This is a genomic window from Jeotgalibacillus marinus (assembly GCF_040801915.1).
In the GTDB taxonomy this organism is placed as follows: domain Bacteria; phylum Bacillota; class Bacilli; order Bacillales; family Jeotgalibacillaceae; genus Jeotgalibacillus; species Jeotgalibacillus marinus.
In genome coordinates this window covers 291,807-309,807 of the sequence record NZ_JBFMIA010000001.1, presented here as the reverse complement: position 1 = coordinate 309,807, position 18,001 = coordinate 291,807, and the positions used below count along the sequence as shown (strand labels likewise).

At 39.2% G+C, this 18,001-nt stretch carries 18 protein-coding genes; 13 read left to right on the top strand and 5 right to left on the bottom strand.

The features are described 5' to 3' along the window. Positions 1-181 precede the first annotated feature (181 nt). Complete coding sequence (holA, locus tag AB1471_RS01620) at positions 182-1,210, top strand: DNA polymerase III subunit delta (RefSeq protein WP_367777780.1); 1,029 nt, start codon at positions 182-184, stop codon at positions 1,208-1,210. 184 nt (positions 1,211-1,394) lie between these two features. Here holA and rpsT read toward each other — a convergent pair whose 3' ends face one another. Beyond that, positions 1,395-1,649 (bottom strand): 30S ribosomal protein S20, encoded by a 255-nt coding sequence (rpsT, locus tag AB1471_RS01615; protein ID WP_367777779.1) that lies wholly within the window; start codon positions 1,647-1,649, stop codon positions 1,395-1,397. 304 nt (positions 1,650-1,953) lie between these two features. Between rpsT and gpr the strand changes: the two genes are divergently transcribed. The 3 genes from gpr to lepA all read left to right on the top strand — a co-directional run bounded on the left by gpr (position 1,954) and on the right by lepA (position 6,137). Beyond that, positions 1,954-3,027 (top strand): GPR endopeptidase, encoded by a 1,074-nt coding sequence (gene gpr, locus AB1471_RS01610; protein WP_367777778.1) that lies wholly within the window; start codon positions 1,954-1,956, stop codon positions 3,025-3,027. Positions 3,028-3,113: 86 nt separating this feature from the next. Further along, entirely contained in the window at positions 3,114-4,217 is a 1,104-nt protein-coding gene (gene spoIIP, locus AB1471_RS01605; protein WP_367777777.1) for a stage II sporulation protein P, read from the top strand. 90 nt (positions 4,218-4,307) lie between these two features. Then, entirely contained in the window at positions 4,308-6,137 is a 1,830-nt protein-coding gene (gene lepA, locus AB1471_RS01600) for a translation elongation factor 4 (protein ID WP_367777775.1), read from the top strand. Positions 6,138-6,206: 69 nt separating this feature from the next. Here lepA and AB1471_RS01595 read toward each other — a convergent pair whose 3' ends face one another. The 4 genes from AB1471_RS01595 to AB1471_RS01580 form a co-directional block, all read right to left on the bottom strand. Continuing rightward, a complete protein-coding gene (locus AB1471_RS01595; protein ID WP_367778108.1) occupies positions 6,207-6,569 on the bottom strand; it encodes a tyrosine-type recombinase/integrase in 363 nt (120 codons plus the stop codon). A 33-nt stretch (positions 6,570-6,602) separates the two neighbouring features. Beyond that, complete coding sequence (locus AB1471_RS01590; protein ID WP_367777774.1) at positions 6,603-7,385, bottom strand: tyrosine-type recombinase/integrase; 783 nt, start codon at positions 7,383-7,385, stop codon at positions 6,603-6,605. Between the two features lie 70 nt (positions 7,386-7,455). Continuing rightward, entirely contained in the window at positions 7,456-8,124 is a 669-nt protein-coding gene (locus AB1471_RS01585; protein WP_367777773.1) for an Ltp family lipoprotein, read from the bottom strand. Between the two features lie 174 nt (positions 8,125-8,298). Further along, positions 8,299-8,448: a hypothetical protein gene (locus tag AB1471_RS01580; protein WP_367777772.1), complete on the bottom strand. Its 150-nt coding sequence runs from the start codon at positions 8,446-8,448 to the stop codon at positions 8,299-8,301. Between the two features lie 150 nt (positions 8,449-8,598). Between AB1471_RS01580 and AB1471_RS01575 the strand changes: the two genes are divergently transcribed. The 9 genes from AB1471_RS01575 to dnaJ all read left to right on the top strand — a co-directional run bounded on the left by AB1471_RS01575 (position 8,599) and on the right by dnaJ (position 17,994). Further along, positions 8,599-8,871, top strand: a complete 273-nt coding sequence (locus AB1471_RS01575; protein ID WP_367777770.1) for a hypothetical protein — start codon at positions 8,599-8,601, stop codon at positions 8,869-8,871. 275 nt (positions 8,872-9,146) lie between these two features. After that, entirely contained in the window at positions 9,147-9,332 is a 186-nt protein-coding gene (locus AB1471_RS01570; protein ID WP_367777769.1) for a hypothetical protein, read from the top strand. 22 nt (positions 9,333-9,354) lie between these two features. Then, on the top strand, positions 9,355-9,657 hold the full coding sequence (locus tag AB1471_RS01565; protein WP_367777768.1) for a DUF4212 domain-containing protein: 303 nt from the start codon (positions 9,355-9,357) through the stop codon (positions 9,655-9,657). Between the two features lie 44 nt (positions 9,658-9,701). After that, positions 9,702-11,378: a sodium:solute symporter family protein gene (locus AB1471_RS01560; protein WP_367777767.1), complete on the top strand. Its 1,677-nt coding sequence runs from the start codon at positions 9,702-9,704 to the stop codon at positions 11,376-11,378. Positions 11,379-11,844: 466 nt separating this feature from the next. Then, positions 11,845-12,996, top strand: coding sequence for a radical SAM family heme chaperone HemW (hemW, locus tag AB1471_RS01555; protein ID WP_437342320.1), 1,152 nt, complete (start codon positions 11,845-11,847; stop codon positions 12,994-12,996). Positions 12,997-13,066: 70 nt separating this feature from the next. Beyond that, complete coding sequence (hrcA, locus tag AB1471_RS01550; protein ID WP_367777765.1) at positions 13,067-14,116, top strand: heat-inducible transcriptional repressor HrcA; 1,050 nt, start codon at positions 13,067-13,069, stop codon at positions 14,114-14,116. A gap of 183 nt (positions 14,117-14,299) precedes the next feature. Beyond that, positions 14,300-14,851 (top strand): nucleotide exchange factor GrpE, encoded by a 552-nt coding sequence (gene grpE / locus AB1471_RS01545; RefSeq protein WP_367777764.1) that lies wholly within the window; start codon positions 14,300-14,302, stop codon positions 14,849-14,851. Positions 14,852-14,882: 31 nt separating this feature from the next. Further along, positions 14,883-16,718, top strand: a complete 1,836-nt coding sequence (gene dnaK, locus AB1471_RS01540; protein WP_367777763.1) for a molecular chaperone DnaK — start codon at positions 14,883-14,885, stop codon at positions 16,716-16,718. A 157-nt stretch (positions 16,719-16,875) separates the two neighbouring features. Then, complete coding sequence (dnaJ, locus tag AB1471_RS01535; protein ID WP_367777761.1) at positions 16,876-17,994, top strand: molecular chaperone DnaJ; 1,119 nt, start codon at positions 16,876-16,878, stop codon at positions 17,992-17,994. The last annotated feature ends 7 nt before the right edge of the window (positions 17,995-18,001 follow it).

Below are 18,001 nucleotides of genomic sequence, written 5' to 3'. Positions count from 1 at the left end.
TGTGTTCCGCTTTGTGTAAGGATTCCTAGGCCCTATACAAAGCGTTTAAATACCCGCTCGTTAAAAGGATGTCCTTTTGGCGAGTGGTTTCCTTTTATCAACATTACTGTTCATTGCCACTTGTAAAAACTCCATAAATTCCTTACCATAATAGATGATATGTAAAGAAATGGAGCGGAGAATGTTGATTGTAAAAGAATGGACAGCGATTAAAAAGCAACAGTTTGCTCCAGTATACTTAGTATATGGAGACGAACCATTTTTAATAAAAGAAACAAAACAATTACTACTTAAACATGTCATCTCAGAAGAAGAAATGGATTTTAATTTTTCCTCGCATGACTTAGAAGATGGAGTTACGCTTGAACAAGCAATGGAAGAGGCTGAGATGGTTCCGTTTATGGGAGAACGTAGGCTTATCTTTATACATAATCCATCTTTTTTAACGTCTGAAAAGAAGAAAGAGAAAGTCGAACATAACGTCTCATCGCTTGAAAGATACCTTGCTTCACCATCGCCATATACTATCTTAGTGTTTGTTGCTCCGTATGAAAAGTTAGATGAGCGTAAAAAAATAACGAAGCTATTGAAAAAAAATTCAAACGTAATAGAGGCAAAAAAGTTAAAGGGAAATGACATTGAAACTTGGATACGACAGAGGGTCGGAAAAGAGGGTGTTCAAATTGAAGACCAAGCGATAAAAAAGGTCATTGAACTTGCTGGCATGAACCTCTTTATGCTAGCAAGTGAAATTGAAAAGCTGGCTCTTTATGCGCTTGGAACGAGCGCGATCACGGTTGAAATGGTCGAGCAACTAACAGCTCGCTCAATTGAACAAAACGTATTCGAACTTATTGACCGTGCTGTTAATAATCGTATCGAAGAAGCCCTCAGGCTCTATTATGATTTGTTAAAACAAAAAGAAGAACCACTAAAAATCCTAGCGCTCTTAGCTGGGCAGTTCCGCTTGATTTATCAGGTGAAAAGTTTAACGTCAAAAGGGTATGGCCAGCAACAAATCGCAACGCAATTAAAGGTTCATCCATTCCGGATAAAGCTTGCTGCTAAACATGCTCAATTGTTTTCTGATCAACATTTAGCAACAATTATGTTGTCACTTGCAGAATGTGATCTTGAAATGAAGTCCTCTAGTTTTAATAAAGAAATGGTAATCGAGTTATTTTTAACCCGTCTTCTCAATCAAAGATGAAAACTTGTCGTCGACAAATTCGTTTTTCTTCAACAAACGTTCTAAATAGGAATGGGCAACAACTTGGAGGTTGGAACTCAAAATGTCCGTTGAAGAAACCGACATAAACAGCCGTATAGATAGTTTACGCTCAGCAACGCAAAAAGACCCTACGAAGTAGGGTCTTTTTTAAGTAACCAACATATTATGCGTTAGCTTTTTTCATTAGGCTAGCTTTTTTGCGGTTAGCGTTGTTTTTGTGGATCAAGCCTTTTTGAGCAGCTTTATCCACTTTTCTAATTGCGTTTGAAAGAAGTTCAGTTTTGTTTTCTGCGTTTGTTTCTGCAGCTGTTTCAAAAACCTTAACAGCTGTACGCATAGCAGATTTTTGCTGAATATTCTTTGCTTTACGTGCTTCGCTTGTTTTCGTGCGCTTAATAGCAGATTTAATATTTGGCATTCATGTCACCTCCCAAATTGGATCGAGGTTCTATATGACTCGATTTAGCAATTCATAACCCACAAACGTGGGAACTAGTGGACCCACATCGCAGATCACCAGCTTAGAACGTAGCATTAAATTTACATAAGAACAAAGGATATTTTATCAAATGGGGAAGTATATTGCAATAGGAGAGAATAAAAAGAAGTGGATTACAAAAAAGAAAATTGATGTTTATGCTCTTATGTATCCTAAAAATAATATTTGTATGGATTGACTCTCGTATGCACACGCTAAAAAAAAAGAAAGAAGGGGATTAATCATGATTTCAATGCGTACAGATCTTGTGATCGAAGCTTTTGAAACAGCAGTAGAAGAATTGGTTGAAAAAAAAGCAATAGAAGGTGTTGAAATTACGGAAGAAATGATTAATGAATTCACTGTTAGTAAAGTGACTGTTTCAAAAACAGGCGAGCAACGACTTGGAAAGAAGGAAGGTCATTACTGGACGCTTGAAGTACCTCAGCTTCGAACGCAGAACGAAAAGTGGCAAAAAACGATTTCGACAGCACTTGAAAAAACCATTCATCAGTTTTTAAATCTTTCTCATATTTCTCAAGATGCACATATCTTAATCGTTGGTCTCGGGAATTGGCAAATAACGCCTGATTCACTTGGTCCACTTGTATGTGAAAACGTTTTTATTACAAATCACTTGTTCCTCCATGAACCGCATGCTGTGCAAGATGGTTACAGAAAAGTTTCAGCCATCGCGCCAGGTGTTATGGGGTTAACAGGGATGGAGACGAGCGATATTATTCACGGCATCGTTGAAAAAATACAACCTGATGCGGTAATTGTCATTGATGCATTAGCTGCTCGGGCCGTTGAGCGTATTCACGCGACAATCCAAATCTCGTCAACCGGTATACAACCAGGAGCAGGAGTTGGGAATAAGAGGAAAGAAATTAGTGTGGAGACACTCGGAGTTCCGGTTGTTTCGATCGGAATTCCTACCGTGGTAGATGCAGTCACAATAACCCAGGACACATTGAATTATTTTTTAAAGACGTTAGGTCAAAAAAAACGAGAGAAAGACAAGCCTTCTAATTCGTTAATAACAGGTGCACTTCCAGGGGCAAGACGTTTAACCGAAAAAGACGAACCAACTGATGACGAACAAAAAATGTATTTAGGAATGATGGGAGAACTAGACGAGGATGAAAAAAGACAATTGCTTGAAGAAGTATTGTCTCCACTCGGTCAAAATTTAATTGTTACACCAAAAGATACAGACTTGTTTATGGAACAGGCAGCAAATGTTGTCGCTATGTCCATTAATAGTGCACTTCATGCTAGCCTCTCAAATGGACAAGGGGCGACTGTTACACATTAACAACAAGGTAATGGTGAATTTGGGTTCTTTCATTATGCCCCTCGCATAGATTTTAAATAAGTCTATATGTGAGGTGAGGAAAAACGATGAAACGAACTAAAATAACTTTAATCGAACCAGTTTTATCCCAAACGGTGTATTCGATCTTACGAACAATATTTCTACTACTGTCGTTGGTACTCACTGCGGTGTGTATGCCTTCTTTTATGATGTGGGCCAAAGATAATTCAATCATGTGGCCTCAAGAAATTCCTGATTGGTGGGCAAAGGCTTTTGTTCAGATGGAAACATCTTCAATCATGGAGGGAGAAACTCCTGTTATAAAAGAACTGCTTGCTCAGTTGCAAGTACATGCATCCGACCCGTCAAAATGGTTGACGATGGAAGGGGTGTTTTTTAACGATTCCTCGGCTTTTGCACAGTCTTCTGAAGCGACGGGTTTTCCGGAACATTCAGAATCTACGCCGCCATCTCTAAATGATGAAGCTGATGCGATACAGCCTATACTTCAAGAATCAACGGCAAGTACTGCAGACCATCCGAATAAGTTATTTCTTTATTTTACACATCCAACTGAATCGTTTCTTCCATACCTGGAAACGGAAAACTCGGATCTGGCTAATCATTCAAAAGTAAATATTTCTGACATGGGACCGTTCCTTCAGACAGCCTTCCAAAATAATGGAATAGGCGTTGTATTGGATGACACGGATATTGCAGCTCGCTTAAAAGAACAGGGTCTTGCTTATGCAGATTCTTATGATGAATCAAGAAAAGTTGTTCAGGAGGCAATGGGGAGTATACCTGAGTTAACTTATTTTGTTGATCTCCATCGTGACTCTCTTAGAAGAGAGGAAACAACGCTAGAACATAATGAAAAAGTATATGCTAAGATGTCTTTTGTTGTTGGAGGAGGAAACGATCAAAAAGATGAAAACTTAGCACTTGCAAATGAAGTCCATGAAAAGTTGAACGATTTAGTTCCAGGGATATCTCGAGATGTGATTATAAAAGAAGGTTCAGCTACGGATGGTAAGTTCAATCAAGACCTTTCCACAAAATCACTGTTGTTGGAATTGGGTGGGGTTGATAATACATTTGATGAATTAGAAAGATCCTCCGAACTGTTTGCAGAAGTTTTATCAGAAATTATCTTAGAAGAAGAAGCTGAAGCGGTGAACCAACCTTAATGTGGTGATACGTTGCATTGAAACGTTGACTCCAACCTGTTATACTGAAAGTTAGTAGAATTGTGTCGAAAAAACAGGGGTGGACATTGAATGAATCAAGAGCAACGACTGAACAGACAAAAAAACATACGAAATTTTTCTATTATTGCCCATATTGATCATGGGAAATCTACATTAGCAGACCGAATCCTTGAAAAAACGGAAGCATTAACATCGAGAGAGATGAAAGCACAGTTGCTTGATTCAATGGATCTTGAACGAGAGCGTGGCATTACCATAAAACTCAATGCTGTTCAATTAACGTACCAAGCAAAAGATGGGAAAGAATACATTTTCCACTTAATCGATACGCCTGGACACGTGGATTTCACGTACGAAGTGTCTAGAAGCCTAGCTGCATGTGAAGGAGCAATTCTTGTTGTGGATGCAGCTCAAGGAATTGAAGCCCAAACACTAGCCAATGTTTATTTGGCTTTAGATAATGATCTTGAAATATTACCTGTTATCAATAAAATTGACTTGCCAGCAGCTGATCCAGAACGTGTTCGACAAGAAGTAGAAGATGTGATTGGACTCGATGCTTCGGAGGCTGTACTCGCATCTGCAAAAGCAGGGATCGGCATAGAAGAAATTCTTGAACAAATAGTAGAAAAGGTTCCAGCACCAACTGGAGATCCAAACGGATCATTAAAAGCACTTATTTTCGACTCTTTATACGATCCATACCGTGGTGTTGTTACGTATATACGTATCGTTGAAGGTACTGTAAAGCCAGGAGATAAAATACGAATGGTTGCTACAGGAAAAGAGTTTGAAGTAAATGACCTTGGTGTATTCACTCCTCAAGCAACTTCTCGTGACGAGTTAACGGTTGGTGATGTAGGATACTTAACGGCAGCCATTAAAAATGTAGGAGATACTCGTGTAGGTGATACGATTACAAGTGCTATTAATCCAACCGCAGATCCTCTACCTGGCTACCGCAAGCTCAATCCAATGGTTTATTGCGGAATGTACCCGATTGATACAGCACGCTATGTTGATTTAAGAGAGGCGCTTGAAAAACTTGAATTAAATGATTCAGCGCTACAATTTGAGCCTGAGACCTCTCAAGCGTTAGGTTTTGGTTTCCGCTGTGGGTTCCTTGGGTTGCTACACATGGAAATCATTCAAGAACGCATTGAACGAGAATTTAAAATTGACCTAATAACGACTGCACCAAGTGTAATATACGACGTCCATCTTGAAGATGGATCACAAATGAAGGTTGATAATCCTTCTATGATGCCTAATGCTCAGTCGATAGGTCACGTAGAAGAACCTTACGTAAAGGCCACAATCATGGTGCCGAATGATTACGTAGGAGCTGTTATGGAACTTTCTCAAGTAAAACGAGGTAACTTCATCGACATGAAGTACATGGATGATTCTCGTGTGAATGTCGTATATGAAATTCCCTTAGCTGAAATTGTCTATGACTTTTTTGATCAGTTAAAATCAAGTACAAAAGGCTATGCGTCATTTGACTATGAGTTGATTGGTTACCGTGAGTCAAAGCTTGTGAAGATGGACATCTTATTGAATGCTGAAAAAGTCGATGCATTAAGTTTTATTGTTCACAATGACTTTGCCTATGAACGTGGTAAGATTATCGTTGAAAAATTGAAAGATTTAATTCCAAGACAACAGTTCGAAGTACCAATCCAAGCGGCAGTTGGTCAGAAAATTGTTGCACGTTCAACCATTAAAGCAATGCGTAAGAACGTTTTAGCTAAATGTTATGGGGGCGATATTTCCCGTAAGCGTAAACTTCTCGAAAAGCAAAAAGCAGGTAAAAAACGCATGAAAATGGTAGGCTCAGTTGAAGTTCCTCAAGAAGCCTTCATGGCGGTTCTGCAGATGGACGAAGGAGAAAAGTAAGTAGTATCAGGGGTTAGATGCTTGCTCAATCTGTGTAATGGTGGAGTTTGCCACCGATATGCCACCAACTTATAATTGGCTGGTGATTGAATCAAAAATATCGGCGGCATCTCTTGCCATTTTCTTTGTTAAATGCACGTACCGATCTTCAGTTACTGCTGCTCTGCTATGGCCTAGCCTGCGTTGTACTGTTTTGGTAGGCTGTCCAGCCTCAATCAGCATGGTAGCATGAGTGTGATGCAACGAGTGATAATTGAAGTCTATTTTAAGCTTCTTCTGAATCAGTTCGCGCGTTTGATATTTAATAACGCTTGGTGTATAGCGCTCGCCACTATCTTTTCTACATACATAATCATGGTCCTGGTAGTTGATATAATGCTCACCATATTTTAATCGGTTTTCTAACTGTTTCTTTTTCTCCTTTTTTAGGATAGACAGTAGGTTATTGCCAACCGGTATTGATCGTTATCCTGCTTTACTTTTCGGCGGCCCGATCTCCCACTGTAATTTAGTTTTTCCTTCAATCTCTGTCTTCTTACCAACGAGTTGCTGCTCTACATTTATTACACCATCTTCAAAATCAATGTGCTTCCATTCGAGACCACAAGTCTCACCTACACGTAAAGCGGCATTTAAGCCGATCATATACGGTAAATAGAATGGGTGCCCTTCCCTAACATTTTCGCTTAATATTTTGAAGTTTTCGCGAGACTGGATTTTTAAATCCTCTCTTGTAGGCTTTCTGGACGTTTCGATCAACAATTCGACGTACTGCATTGGATTCTCGTTGATGTACTTATACGGGTAAACAGCTTGCTTCAGTGACTTGTTCAAAACACCGATCATGATCTCAATCGTTTTTCTAGCCCAACCTTCTCTGACCTTCAAATTCACAAATTGTTGCATAACATGGGGGCTCAGTGATTTGAGTTTGTACTTCCCCAGGTGAGGTAAGATGTGAATTCGTATAATGCTCTCGTAGTTGTATTGAGTGTTAGGTTTCAGCTTTAACTGTACATATTCTTTCTGCCAAAACATTAAAAAATCGTGTACTGACATTTCACTCGGCTTTGTGATCGAGCCGATATTCTCATACTCCATGATCTTTCTTCTTAAAACCCTCTCAGCCTCACTTTTTGTTGCTGCACCTTCAGCTGTTCTTTCAATCTTCTGTCTTTTCCCGTCAATTTTAGCTATCTCAAAGTAGTAATACCATGTGCTTCCTCTTTTTCTAACACCACCACGCATTTTGAAACCTCCTATCGTGTGGATAATAACATTAAGAAACCACTATCACTTAAAGCGATAGTGGTTTTTTTTATTCTAAGTTATTTACTGCATAGTCTGCTTCTTCTTGGGTGAATTGCTCACCGTATTCAGAAACCAACTGATCGCGAATTGCTTCCTTGGACATGCTCATGCTTTCTTGGTATGTTTTTGCTTTTTGGAGTGCATTTTCATTCCAATCAGCTTCAATATTATCAATTGCATACTGAGCTTCCTCTGCTGTAAATTGCTCACCAGCTTCAGAAGTTAGTTGATCGTAGATTCCGGCTTTCGACATGTACATTGTGTCAGAATAACTCTCAGCTTTCTTTAAAGCATTTTCGTTCCAATCTGCATCTACATTGTCGACCGCATATTGCCCAGCATCTTCAGGGAATTGCTCGCCATACTCAGAAGTAAGTTGGTCAAAAAGTCCGGCTTTTGACATATACATTGTATCAGAGTACGTTTGTGATTTCTTTAAGGCTGATTTGAATTCAGATGAAACATCATCTTCAACAGCTTCTTCTGCTGCCTCTTCATCAGATGATTCTTCCGATTCAGCTGCTACAGCTTCCTCTGTTGTAGCCTCTTCTTTTATCTCGTCAGCTACTTCTTCGTCTCCGCCCCCGACTGCAGCTGCTACGATTACAAGCGCAATTAACCATACCCACCACTTCTTATAGAACGGCTTCTTTTTCTTAGTTGTTACATCTGCCATGTACAATTACCCCCATATTTGTTGGATAGTGTTACTCTGATACTATAGCATACAAATATGACTAAAGTTACAAGAATTGTAGTATATGTTTACACTATTTGAGCATTTAGAACTGATGATAATGATGATTAGTAATAATTTAAACTAAAAATATAATTTTGCACTAACGTCAATTTACTTATTTAATTCTTTAAGTAGAAACTCTTCGTACTTAGTCAAAGCCATCGCAATGACTGTTTCATCTCTTAAATCCGTACCTTCTTCCTCTCCCAAAAACTCAAACAATAATTCGTGGACCCGATCCAGTTCTTTTTGGTAAGTCATTTCATTTCCCTCTATTAAGTAAGTTATTTTGATGTTTTGTCATATTCACAAGGGTATGTCATTTTTGGGTCAACCTTTTAAAGATCCTGCTTTCTTCTATAATAGTTGCCACCATTTAGCCACCGTTATGGTGGGATATGATAAAATACGATGAGTTACAATTTTATATTCATCTGTATGGAATCGGCATCAACCCCAATGATGCCAATGTATTGCGAAGTACGATACGGTACGCTATTATACAATCCGTATATTCTTGTCCATATGAAGCCTGCATGGCGGTCCTGCAAATGGACAGTGACGAAAAGTAAGAGACAAAAAGAAGTAGTGATTTGCCGCCGTAGTTATAAAAATGGTGGAAAAATAGTAGGCACCTATCTTGTACAGGATGGAGCTTTTACGCTCCCTATCGTACAAGAATAGGTGTCTTTTTCTATAGGCAATAAAAGGATTATCAGCGAAAAAAATTTAATCTTTTTTCTAGTTAATTAGGTTTGGGAGTGAAAAGTAAATTAAAAAGAGATTTTTGTAAGGATCATTTTTATAAAAACCAAGGAATATAGGTTTAAGATTTTATTTCTCTTCGCCTCGCTGTTGTTGACATAAGTGCTTAATAAAGGAATAATAGACAAAAAGATTGAATTTTCGTCATATTTAAAATCAATAATGATAACGCTTACAATTAAAAGGAGGCTGAAATGGTTTTGGTTTGGGTGTTCGCAATGATTACAATCGCATCTGTATTTCTAGCATTAAAACTTCGGAAAAAATGGTTATTTACATTACCGCTTTTAGCGGTTGGGTGTTTCATGTTAATAGAAATTATAAAAGTTCCCTTGCCATTTGGGGAAACGATTAAATTTATCTTTGATTTAAAAGGCTAGAGATGAAAGGGGAGATGATGTAGTGAAGAAAATTGATAAAAAAGTGGCAGATGCTTATTTCCGAACACGTACGACCCTCATTATCATTTATTTAGTGATTGGATTTGTTGCTTCATTTGGTGTTGTATTGTTCGCTGAACCTTTATCTAAAATTACGTTTAATGGATTCCCGCTTCACTATTACATGGGGGCTCAAGGAGCGGTAGTAATATTCATAATCTTATTATTTGTCAGTGCCATCGTTTGTGATCGTGTTGATAAAAAATATGGCATTGACGATGCACGAAATGAATCAATTGGATCGGGTAAATCAATTGATCATTAAAATGGTGTAATCGTGGAAATCAGAACATTAAAGGGGGGAAGATGGTGGATACACAGTTTATTGTGTCATTAGCATTCATACTAGCAACGTTTGGATTATACATAGGAATCGCTATTTACAACCGAGCGAAGGTAACTTCTGATTTTTATGTTGCAGGTCGAGGCGTTCCACCGATATTTAACGGGATGGCCATTGGAGCAGACTGGATGAGTGCGGCCTCATTCATTGGGATGGCTGGTACCGTTATGATCATGGGTTATGACGGTCTTGGCTACATTATGGGGTGGACAGGCGGTTATTTGTTACTAACATTTCTGTTAGCTCCTCAACTTCGAAAATACGGTCGTTATACGGTACCTGAGTTTATTGGAGACCGTTATAGTAGTAACGCGGCAAGATTGATTGCGGCATTTGCCACCATAATTATCAGTTTTACGTATTCCATTGGACAAATGTCCGGATCGGGTGTTGTCATTGGCCGGCTTCTAGAAGTGGATTATCGGATCGGTACACTTATTGGTGCAGTTCTAATCGCATTTTATGCTGCGCTTGGCGGAATGAAAGGGATTACTTGGACTCAGGTAGCTCAATATGTTGTGTTGATCACAGCTTATTTAATTCCAGTAATTTTCATGTCTCTGCAATTAACAAGTAATCCACTTCCTTGGGTGTCCTATGGTCAAGTGTTGGAACAAATGAAAGCACTCGATCAGGATTTTGGAATATCCGAATATGTAGTGCCATTTACAGAAGGAACTAAGTGGCAATTTTTAGCGCTGATGTTTACGTTGATGGCTGGTACAGCAGGTTTACCTCACGTAATTGTACGTTTTTATACGGTTTCAACAATGAAAGCTGCCCGTTGGAGTGGTGCTTGGGCGCTTCTATTTATTGGACTTCTTTACCTGTCAGCACCAGCATACGCTGCATTCTCTCGTTTCATTTTGATGACGCAAGTGGTGAATTCTCCAATTGATGAATTGCCTGCATGGACACAATCATGGATAGATACAGGCATGCTAAAAGTCGCGGATACAAATGGTGATGGAATCCTGCAATGGACAGAATTACAAGTTGCGAATGATATTGTTGTTATGGCAACGCCAGAAATTGCGAATCTAGGAGTCTTTGTTATTGGATTGATGGCCGCTGGAGCAATGGCAGCAGCACTGTCTACTGCTGGTGGACTAATGATTGCCATCTCAGCCTCGTTATCACATGATATTTATTTCCGTTCAATAAATCCACAAGCCACAGAAAAAAAACGGTTGTCAGTTGGTCGTTGGTCAATTGTTTTAGCTTCACTAGCTGCAGGCATTATGGCACTTAACCCACCTGGTGCGATTACACAAATCGTTGCGTGGGCATTCGCTTTTGCATCTGGCTCCTTCTTCCCAGCGCTGTTACTCGGGGTGTGGTGGAAGCGCTCGAATGCGGCGGGGGTTATTTCAGGTATGATCGTTGGCCTATCTGTGACATTCGGTTACATCTTAGTTGCCAAATACGGAGGTTTTACGATTTTAGGAATAATCGATACAGGAGCAGGGGTATTCGGAGCTGCTGCAGCATTATTAACAAACATCCTTGTGTCTCTTGCTACTAAACCACCTTCTAAGAAAATTCAAGAAGAAGTTCAGGATCTTCGCTATCCAGAGCAGATGACGTATCGAGATGGAGAGGTGTGGTTGGATGATGGGGAAGATTTTCCGCCAACCAAGTAGGGGAGAGTCGATTAAGAATTAGTGAAAAGCACATCGTTTTATAAATAAATCATGAAGAGTTTGATCTGCTTTATCACTGCTGCGAAGAACGCAATTAAGTATACCTAATGTAAGAGAAAATGATTCACTTATTTTAAATTTGTGATACTATCATTAATGCCAATCATGTTGATGTTTTTCTTCTATACTAAAGGACGTTTGTCAAATGCGTTAAGAATTATTTAATATTACGACACTGTGGCTGTCAATAATATCAAGGCTTTTAAAATATCTTAAGATAGTGTAAGATGAAAACTAATTTAGTATACCTAGAAGAGGCGTTCATGGCGGTACTGCAAATGGACGATTCGGAAAAATTGAGGAACTACAATTTAGGATTAGTTCATATGAACATGCGAAAGGGGAGAGAGCTTCTTTATGAAGTTAAACTCATCCCTTTTTTGCATGAAAAGAGGGTGGAGACATGATAACAACAGCAGCTTACATTCATATTCCTTTTTGTCACCACATTTGTCATTATTGTGATTTTAATAAAGTGTTTATGAAAAATCAGCCAGTTGATTTATATATTGAGCGACTGATACAAGAGATGAAACAACGAGTACTTAAACCACAACACCCATTTACAAGTATTTTTGTGGGTGGAGGGACACCAACAGCTTTAAATAAGGAACAACTAGAACGATTGTGCTCTGGAATAGCGGAGACATTGCCTTTTAGTGATAATATCGAGTACACATTTGAAGCAAACCCAGGTGATTTAACCCGAGATAAAATCGATGTGCTTCTAAAGTTTGGCGTGAATCGACTAAGTTTTGGTGTGCAATCCTTTAGTGATGAGTTGCTTCAAAAGATCGGACGAAATCATCGTTCACAAGATGTTTATCGTTCAATTGAGGAAGCTCAGGAAGCAGGTTTTTCCAACATAAGTATTGATCTTATTTATTCGTTGCCAACGCAAACAATAGAGGATTTTGAAGAAACGATTGATAAAGCTTTGGCGCTTAATCTTCCACATTATTCAGCTTACTCACTTATTGTTGAGCCAAAGACCGTATTTTATAATTTATTACGAAAAGGGAAGCTACCTCTTCCAGGTGAAGAAACAGAAGCTGAAATGTACAAGCTTTTGATGGATAAAATGGAGCGAAAAGGCTTGAAACAATATGAGATAAGTAACTTTGCGACCCCTGGACACGAAAGTAAACATAATATCGTGTATTGGGATAATGTGGAATATTTTGGTTTCGGTGCAGGCGCTCACGGCTATGTTGATGGCGTTCGTTACTCAAATATCGGACCTGTCAATAAATACATGGAATCAATTGTAAACGGAGATGAGCCTACCATGACTGCTCATGCTGTTTCAAAAAATGAAAAAATGGAAGAAGAGATGTTTTTAGGGTTAAGAAAAACGGAAGGTGTCTCCATTACACGATTTTATGAGAGATATAATGTCCAAATGGATGATATTTTCCGTCATTCGATACATCAAATGATCCAAAAGAATCTGCTCGAAAAAACGGGGGATCGAATCCGTTTAACGCAGCAAGGACGCTTTCTTGGAAATGAAGTATTTCAATCCTTTATTGGTGTGATCGAACTGATTGACAGCTAAACGAGGATTTGATAAATTAAGTATAGATTTAGCACTCAGTTAAACAGAGTGCTAACAGAGGTGATGAACGGTGTTAACCAATCGACAATTACTTATCTTGCAAGTAATCATTGACGACTTTATTCGTTCTGCCCAGCCTGTTGGATCGAGAAGCCTGTCTAAGAAGGAAGAAATTCAAATCAGTTCTGCTACAATCCGAAACGAGATGTCTGATTTAGAAGAAATGGGTTTTATCGAAAAAACGCATACTTCTTCAGGTCGTGTACCATCTGAAAAAGGCTATCGTTTTTATGTGGATCATTTATTATCTCCACAAATTTTGCAGCAACAGGATATTTCACAGATCCAATCGGTTTTTGCAGAAAGAATTTATGAAATGGAAAATATCGTACAACGCTCTGCGAAAATTCTTTCGGAACTAACTAATTATACATCCATTGTATTAGGTCCAAACTTGCAAGAAAACCGTGTGAAAAAGATTCAAATGGTTCCATTATCAGAGGAATCTGCGATAGCCATTATCGTGACTGATACAGGCCATGTTGAAAGCAGACGCTTTTCATTGCCAAAAGGAATGAACGCCGAGGACCTTGAGCAAATGGTTCGAGTGTTAAATGATCGACTTGTAGGCACACCACTAATCAACCTTCATGATCGTTTGCATCAGGAGATAGCTATTCTTTTACGACGTCATATAGCTAATTATGATTCGATCCTTAAAGTATTTGCTGAAATTATGAACGTACCGGTTCATGATAAGCTCTTTTTTGGCGGCAAAATGAACATGATCAATCAGCCTGAATTTAGCGATATTGAAAAGCTGCGTATATTGATGGATATGATCGACCGTGAAGAAAGTTTATACAAGCTTATTCGTCCAAATGATGGGGGCGGGATTCAAGTTAAAATTGGCAAGGAGAACGAGAATATTGCCATGGAAAATTGCAGCTTGATTACTGCGACCTTCCCCATAGCTGGTGGTCAAAAAGGTACTCTTGCCATTCTTGGGCCTACACGTATGGAATACTCACGCGTAATTAGCTTGTTAAATGTAATAAGTACTGATCTTTCAAAAGCTTTATCAAGTTTATACGAAAAATCACCCGACGAATGGACATAGTCAAACGAAGGTTAACAATCGTTTGCTTCGGTTTTTGGCTGGGCTTCTCTAGATAGCTGACCAAGTCGAAGCGAAGGGATTGCCACGCTTTTTATGAGACAAAAAAGAGTGTTTTGTCTATACTAGGTTGGGGAAAAGAAATTTTGCAATAAAACGCACAAGTATTTCAAGGAGGTGAAACCAATGTCAGAGAAAGATATGACAAAAGAAACTTTGGAAGACATAGCATCTGAACAAGCATCAGAAGCTGTGGACAAAGAAGTAGTACAAGAAGACTTAACAGAAGAGGCTACGACTGAAAACTGGGAAGCGAAGGCTGAAGAAGCAGAAAATCGTTATTTACGTCTTCGTGCTGATTTTGACAACTACCGCCGTCGTATTCAAATGGAAGGGGAAACGAAGGAAAAGTATCGAGCGCAAAGCTTGATCTCAAACATTCTTCCTGCCCTTGATAATTTTGAACGCGCGCTTAATATAGAAGTATCAGATGATCAAACAGGATCACTTCTTAAAGGAATGCAGATGGTTCATTCAAGTCTGCTAGAAGCATTAAAAGGCGAAGGACTAGAAGTGATTGAAGCGGTTGAACAATCATTTGATCCTCATCTTCACCAAGCCGTGATTCAAGTTTCAGAAGAAGGTGTCGAATCTAACACCGTAATAGAAGAATTTCAAAAAGGATATCGTTTGAAAGATCGCGTCATCCGTCCATCGATGGTTAAAGTAAATGAATAATTACATACTTATATTAGGAGGTTTTTAAAAAATGAGTAAAATTATTGGTATTGACTTAGGTACAACAAACTCTTGTGTCTCGGTTCTCGAAGGTGGAGAGCCAAAAGTAATTGCAAACCCTGAGGGTAATCGTACATCTCCATCAGTGGTTGCATTTAAAAATGGAGAAAAGCAAGTAGGGGAAGTAGCGAAACGTCAAGCAATCACAAATCCAAACACAATCATGTCGATCAAAAGACATATGGGCACAAGCCATAAAGTAGAAGTTGAAGGCAAAGAATATTCACCACAAGAAATTTCAGCAATGATTCTTCAATATATGAAATCATACGCTGAAAGCTATCTAGGGGAAGAAGTAACGAAAGCAGTTGTTACCGTTCCTGCATACTTTAACGATGCTGAGCGTCAAGCAACAAAAGACGCTGGGAAAATTGCTGGACTTGAAGTAGAACGTATTATAAACGAGCCAACAGCTGCTGCACTAGCGTATGGGCTTGATAAAATGGACCAAGACCAAACGATCCTTGTTTATGACCTTGGTGGCGGTACGTTTGACGTGTCTTTACTTGAGCTAGGAGATGGCGTATTTGAAGTACGTTCAACTGCTGGTGACAACCGTTTAGGTGGAGATGACTTTGACCAAGTTATCATTGACCATTTGGTTGCTGAATTTAAAAAAGACAATGGCATTGATCTTTCAAAAGATAAAATGGCGTTACAGCGTCTAAAAGATGCTGCTGAAAAAGCAAAAAAAGATCTTTCTGGCGTAACATCTACACAGATTTCATTGCCATTTATTACAGCTGGAGAAGCTGGACCATTGCACTTAGAATTAACTCTTTCTCGTGCGAAATTCGAAGAGCTGTCACAAAGTTTAGTAGAGCGTACTATGGGACCTACTCGTCAAGCGATAAAAGATGCAGGAATTTCTGCTTCTGAAATCGATAAAGTTATTCTTGTTGGTGGATCAACACGTATTCCTGCTGTTCAAGAAGCAATCCGCAAAGAAACGGGCAAAGAACCATCACAAGGCGTTAACCCTGATGAAGTAGTAGCGATGGGTGCTGCAGTTCAAGGTGGCGTTCTAACTGGTGACGTGAAAGATGTTGTTCTTCTTGACGTAACACCATTATCACTTGGAATTGAAACCATGGGTGGCGTATCGACAAAATTGATCGAGCGTAACACAACGATTCCAACATCAAAATCACAAACATTCTCTACAGCTGCAGATAACCAAAATGCTGTTGACATTCACGTGCTTCAAGGTGAACGCCCAATGGCTGCGGACAATAAAACACTTGGTCGTTTCCAACTCGGTGATATTCCACCAGCACCACGTGGAGTGCCTCAAATCGAAGTAACATTTGATATCGATAAAAATGGTATCGTAAATGTTAGTGCGAAGGATATGGGTACTGGCAAAGAACAACAAATCACGATCAAATCATCAACTGGACTTTCTGATGATGAAATCGAACGTATGGTTCAAGAAGCAGAAGAAAATGCTGAAGCTGACAAAACACTTAAAGAAGAAGCAGAACTTCGCAACGAAGCAGACCAACTTGTATTCCAAACAGAAAAAACATTGACTGATCTTGGTGATAAAGTTGATGAAGAAGAAAAGAAAAAAGCAGAAGAGGCTCGTGAGGAATTAAAAGAAGCGATCGAGAAAAATGAACTTGAAGAAATTAGAACGAAAAAAGATGCACTTCAAGAAATCATCCAAGCGCTAACGATGAAGATGTATGAAGAAGCTGCCCAGCAAGCTCAGGCTGCAGAACAAGCAGAAAACGGAGAAGCTGGCTCGAAAGATGACAATGTTGTCGACGCTGAGTTTGAAGAAGTAGCAGAGGACAAGAAATAAATAAGCGAAAGTTGCTAAAGAAAAAGTCAAAGTCACGTTTTGAATGGCTTTGGCTTTTTCTTTTGTCCATACGAAAAAACTATATTTTGTTCATTGTACTTAAACCTCTTATAATGATAAAATAACCTTCATGTAAAAGGACCCAGGAGTGTAGATAATGAGTAAACGAGATTTTTACGAAGTTTTAGGAGTTTCTGAGGGAGCTTCAAAAGAAGACATTAAAAAAGCGTACAGACGTTTATCTAAGAAACACCATCCAGATATTAATAAAGAAAAAGATGCTGGAGAGAAATTTATTGAAATTAAAGAAGCATATGAAACATTAAGCGATGATCAGAAAAGAGCTCATTATGATCAGTTTGGTCATACAGATCCTAACCAAGGCTTTGGTGGCGGTGGAGCAGGCTTCGGTGGTTTTGAAGATATTTTCAGTTCGTTCTTTGGTGGTGGAGGAGGCGGTAGACGTCATGATCCAAACGCGCCTCGAGCGGGGAATGACTTACAATACACGATGACAATTACTTTTAATGAAGCTGTTTTTGGTAAAGAAACAGACATTGAAATTCCGCGTGAAGAAACGTGTGAAACATGTGATGGCAGCGGAGCGAAGCCTGGTACAAAACCAGATACATGCTCTCACTGTAACGGTGCTGGTCAGCTAAATGTTGAGCAACAAACACCATTTGGACGTATTGTTAACCGACGTGTTTGTCATTACTGTGAGGGTACAGGTAAACTCGTTAAAGATAAATGTACGACATGTCGCGGCGATGGAAAAGTTCAAAAACGCAAAAAAATTCATGTGAAGATTCCTGCTGGAATTGACGATGGTCAGCAAATGCGTGTAAGTGGTCAAGGTGAACCGGGTGTAAACGGCGGACCAACTGGTGACTTGTACGTTGTATTCCGCGTAAGGGCACATGAGATTTTCACACGTGAAGAAGATGACATCCATTTAGATATGCCGATTACGTTTGTACAAGCTGCACTTGGAGACGAGCTTGAAGTACCAACTATTCATGGAAAAGTAAAATGGAAGTTACCAGCAGGAACGCAATCTGGGACTGCATTCCGCTTAAAAGGAAAAGGTGTACAAAATGTTCATGGTTATGGCACAGGCGATCAGCATATTCGCGTGAAAGTCATCACACCTAAGAAATTAACCGATAAGCAAAAGCAATTACTACGTGACTATGCTGACATCAGTGGTGAACATCCAGACGAACAGCATGATGGTTTTTTTGATAAAGTTAAACGCGCTTTCAAGGGTGAGTAAAAGGGAA

What these genes read in the sequence shown, in the direction of transcription:
- holA (WP_367777780.1), top strand. Translation starts at nt 182, where the DNA reads ATGTTGATTGTAAAAGAATGGACAGCGATTAAAAAGCAACAGTTTGCT.
- rpsT (WP_367777779.1), bottom strand. Translation starts at nt 1,649, where the DNA reads ATGCCAAATATTAAATCTGCTATTAAGCGCACGAAAACAAGCGAAGCA.
- gpr (WP_367777778.1), top strand. Translation starts at nt 1,954, where the DNA reads ATGATTTCAATGCGTACAGATCTTGTGATCGAAGCTTTTGAAACAGCA.
- spoIIP (WP_367777777.1), top strand. Translation starts at nt 3,114, where the DNA reads ATGAAACGAACTAAAATAACTTTAATCGAACCAGTTTTATCCCAAACG.
- lepA (WP_367777775.1), top strand. Translation starts at nt 4,308, where the DNA reads ATGAATCAAGAGCAACGACTGAACAGACAAAAAAACATACGAAATTTT.
- AB1471_RS01590 (WP_367777774.1), bottom strand. Translation starts at nt 7,385, where the DNA reads ATGCGTGGTGGTGTTAGAAAAAGAGGAAGCACATGGTATTACTACTTT.
- AB1471_RS01585 (WP_367777773.1), bottom strand. Translation starts at nt 8,124, where the DNA reads ATGGCAGATGTAACAACTAAGAAAAAGAAGCCGTTCTATAAGAAGTGG.
- AB1471_RS01580 (WP_367777772.1), bottom strand. Translation starts at nt 8,448, where the DNA reads ATGACTTACCAAAAAGAACTGGATCGGGTCCACGAATTATTGTTTGAG.
- AB1471_RS01575 (WP_367777770.1), top strand. Translation starts at nt 8,599, where the DNA reads ATGAGTTACAATTTTATATTCATCTGTATGGAATCGGCATCAACCCCA.
- AB1471_RS01570 (WP_367777769.1), top strand. Translation starts at nt 9,147, where the DNA reads ATGGTTTTGGTTTGGGTGTTCGCAATGATTACAATCGCATCTGTATTT.
- grpE (WP_367777764.1), top strand. Translation starts at nt 14,300, where the DNA reads ATGTCAGAGAAAGATATGACAAAAGAAACTTTGGAAGACATAGCATCT.
- dnaK (WP_367777763.1), top strand. Translation starts at nt 14,883, where the DNA reads ATGAGTAAAATTATTGGTATTGACTTAGGTACAACAAACTCTTGTGTC.
- dnaJ (WP_367777761.1), top strand. Translation starts at nt 16,876, where the DNA reads ATGAGTAAACGAGATTTTTACGAAGTTTTAGGAGTTTCTGAGGGAGCT.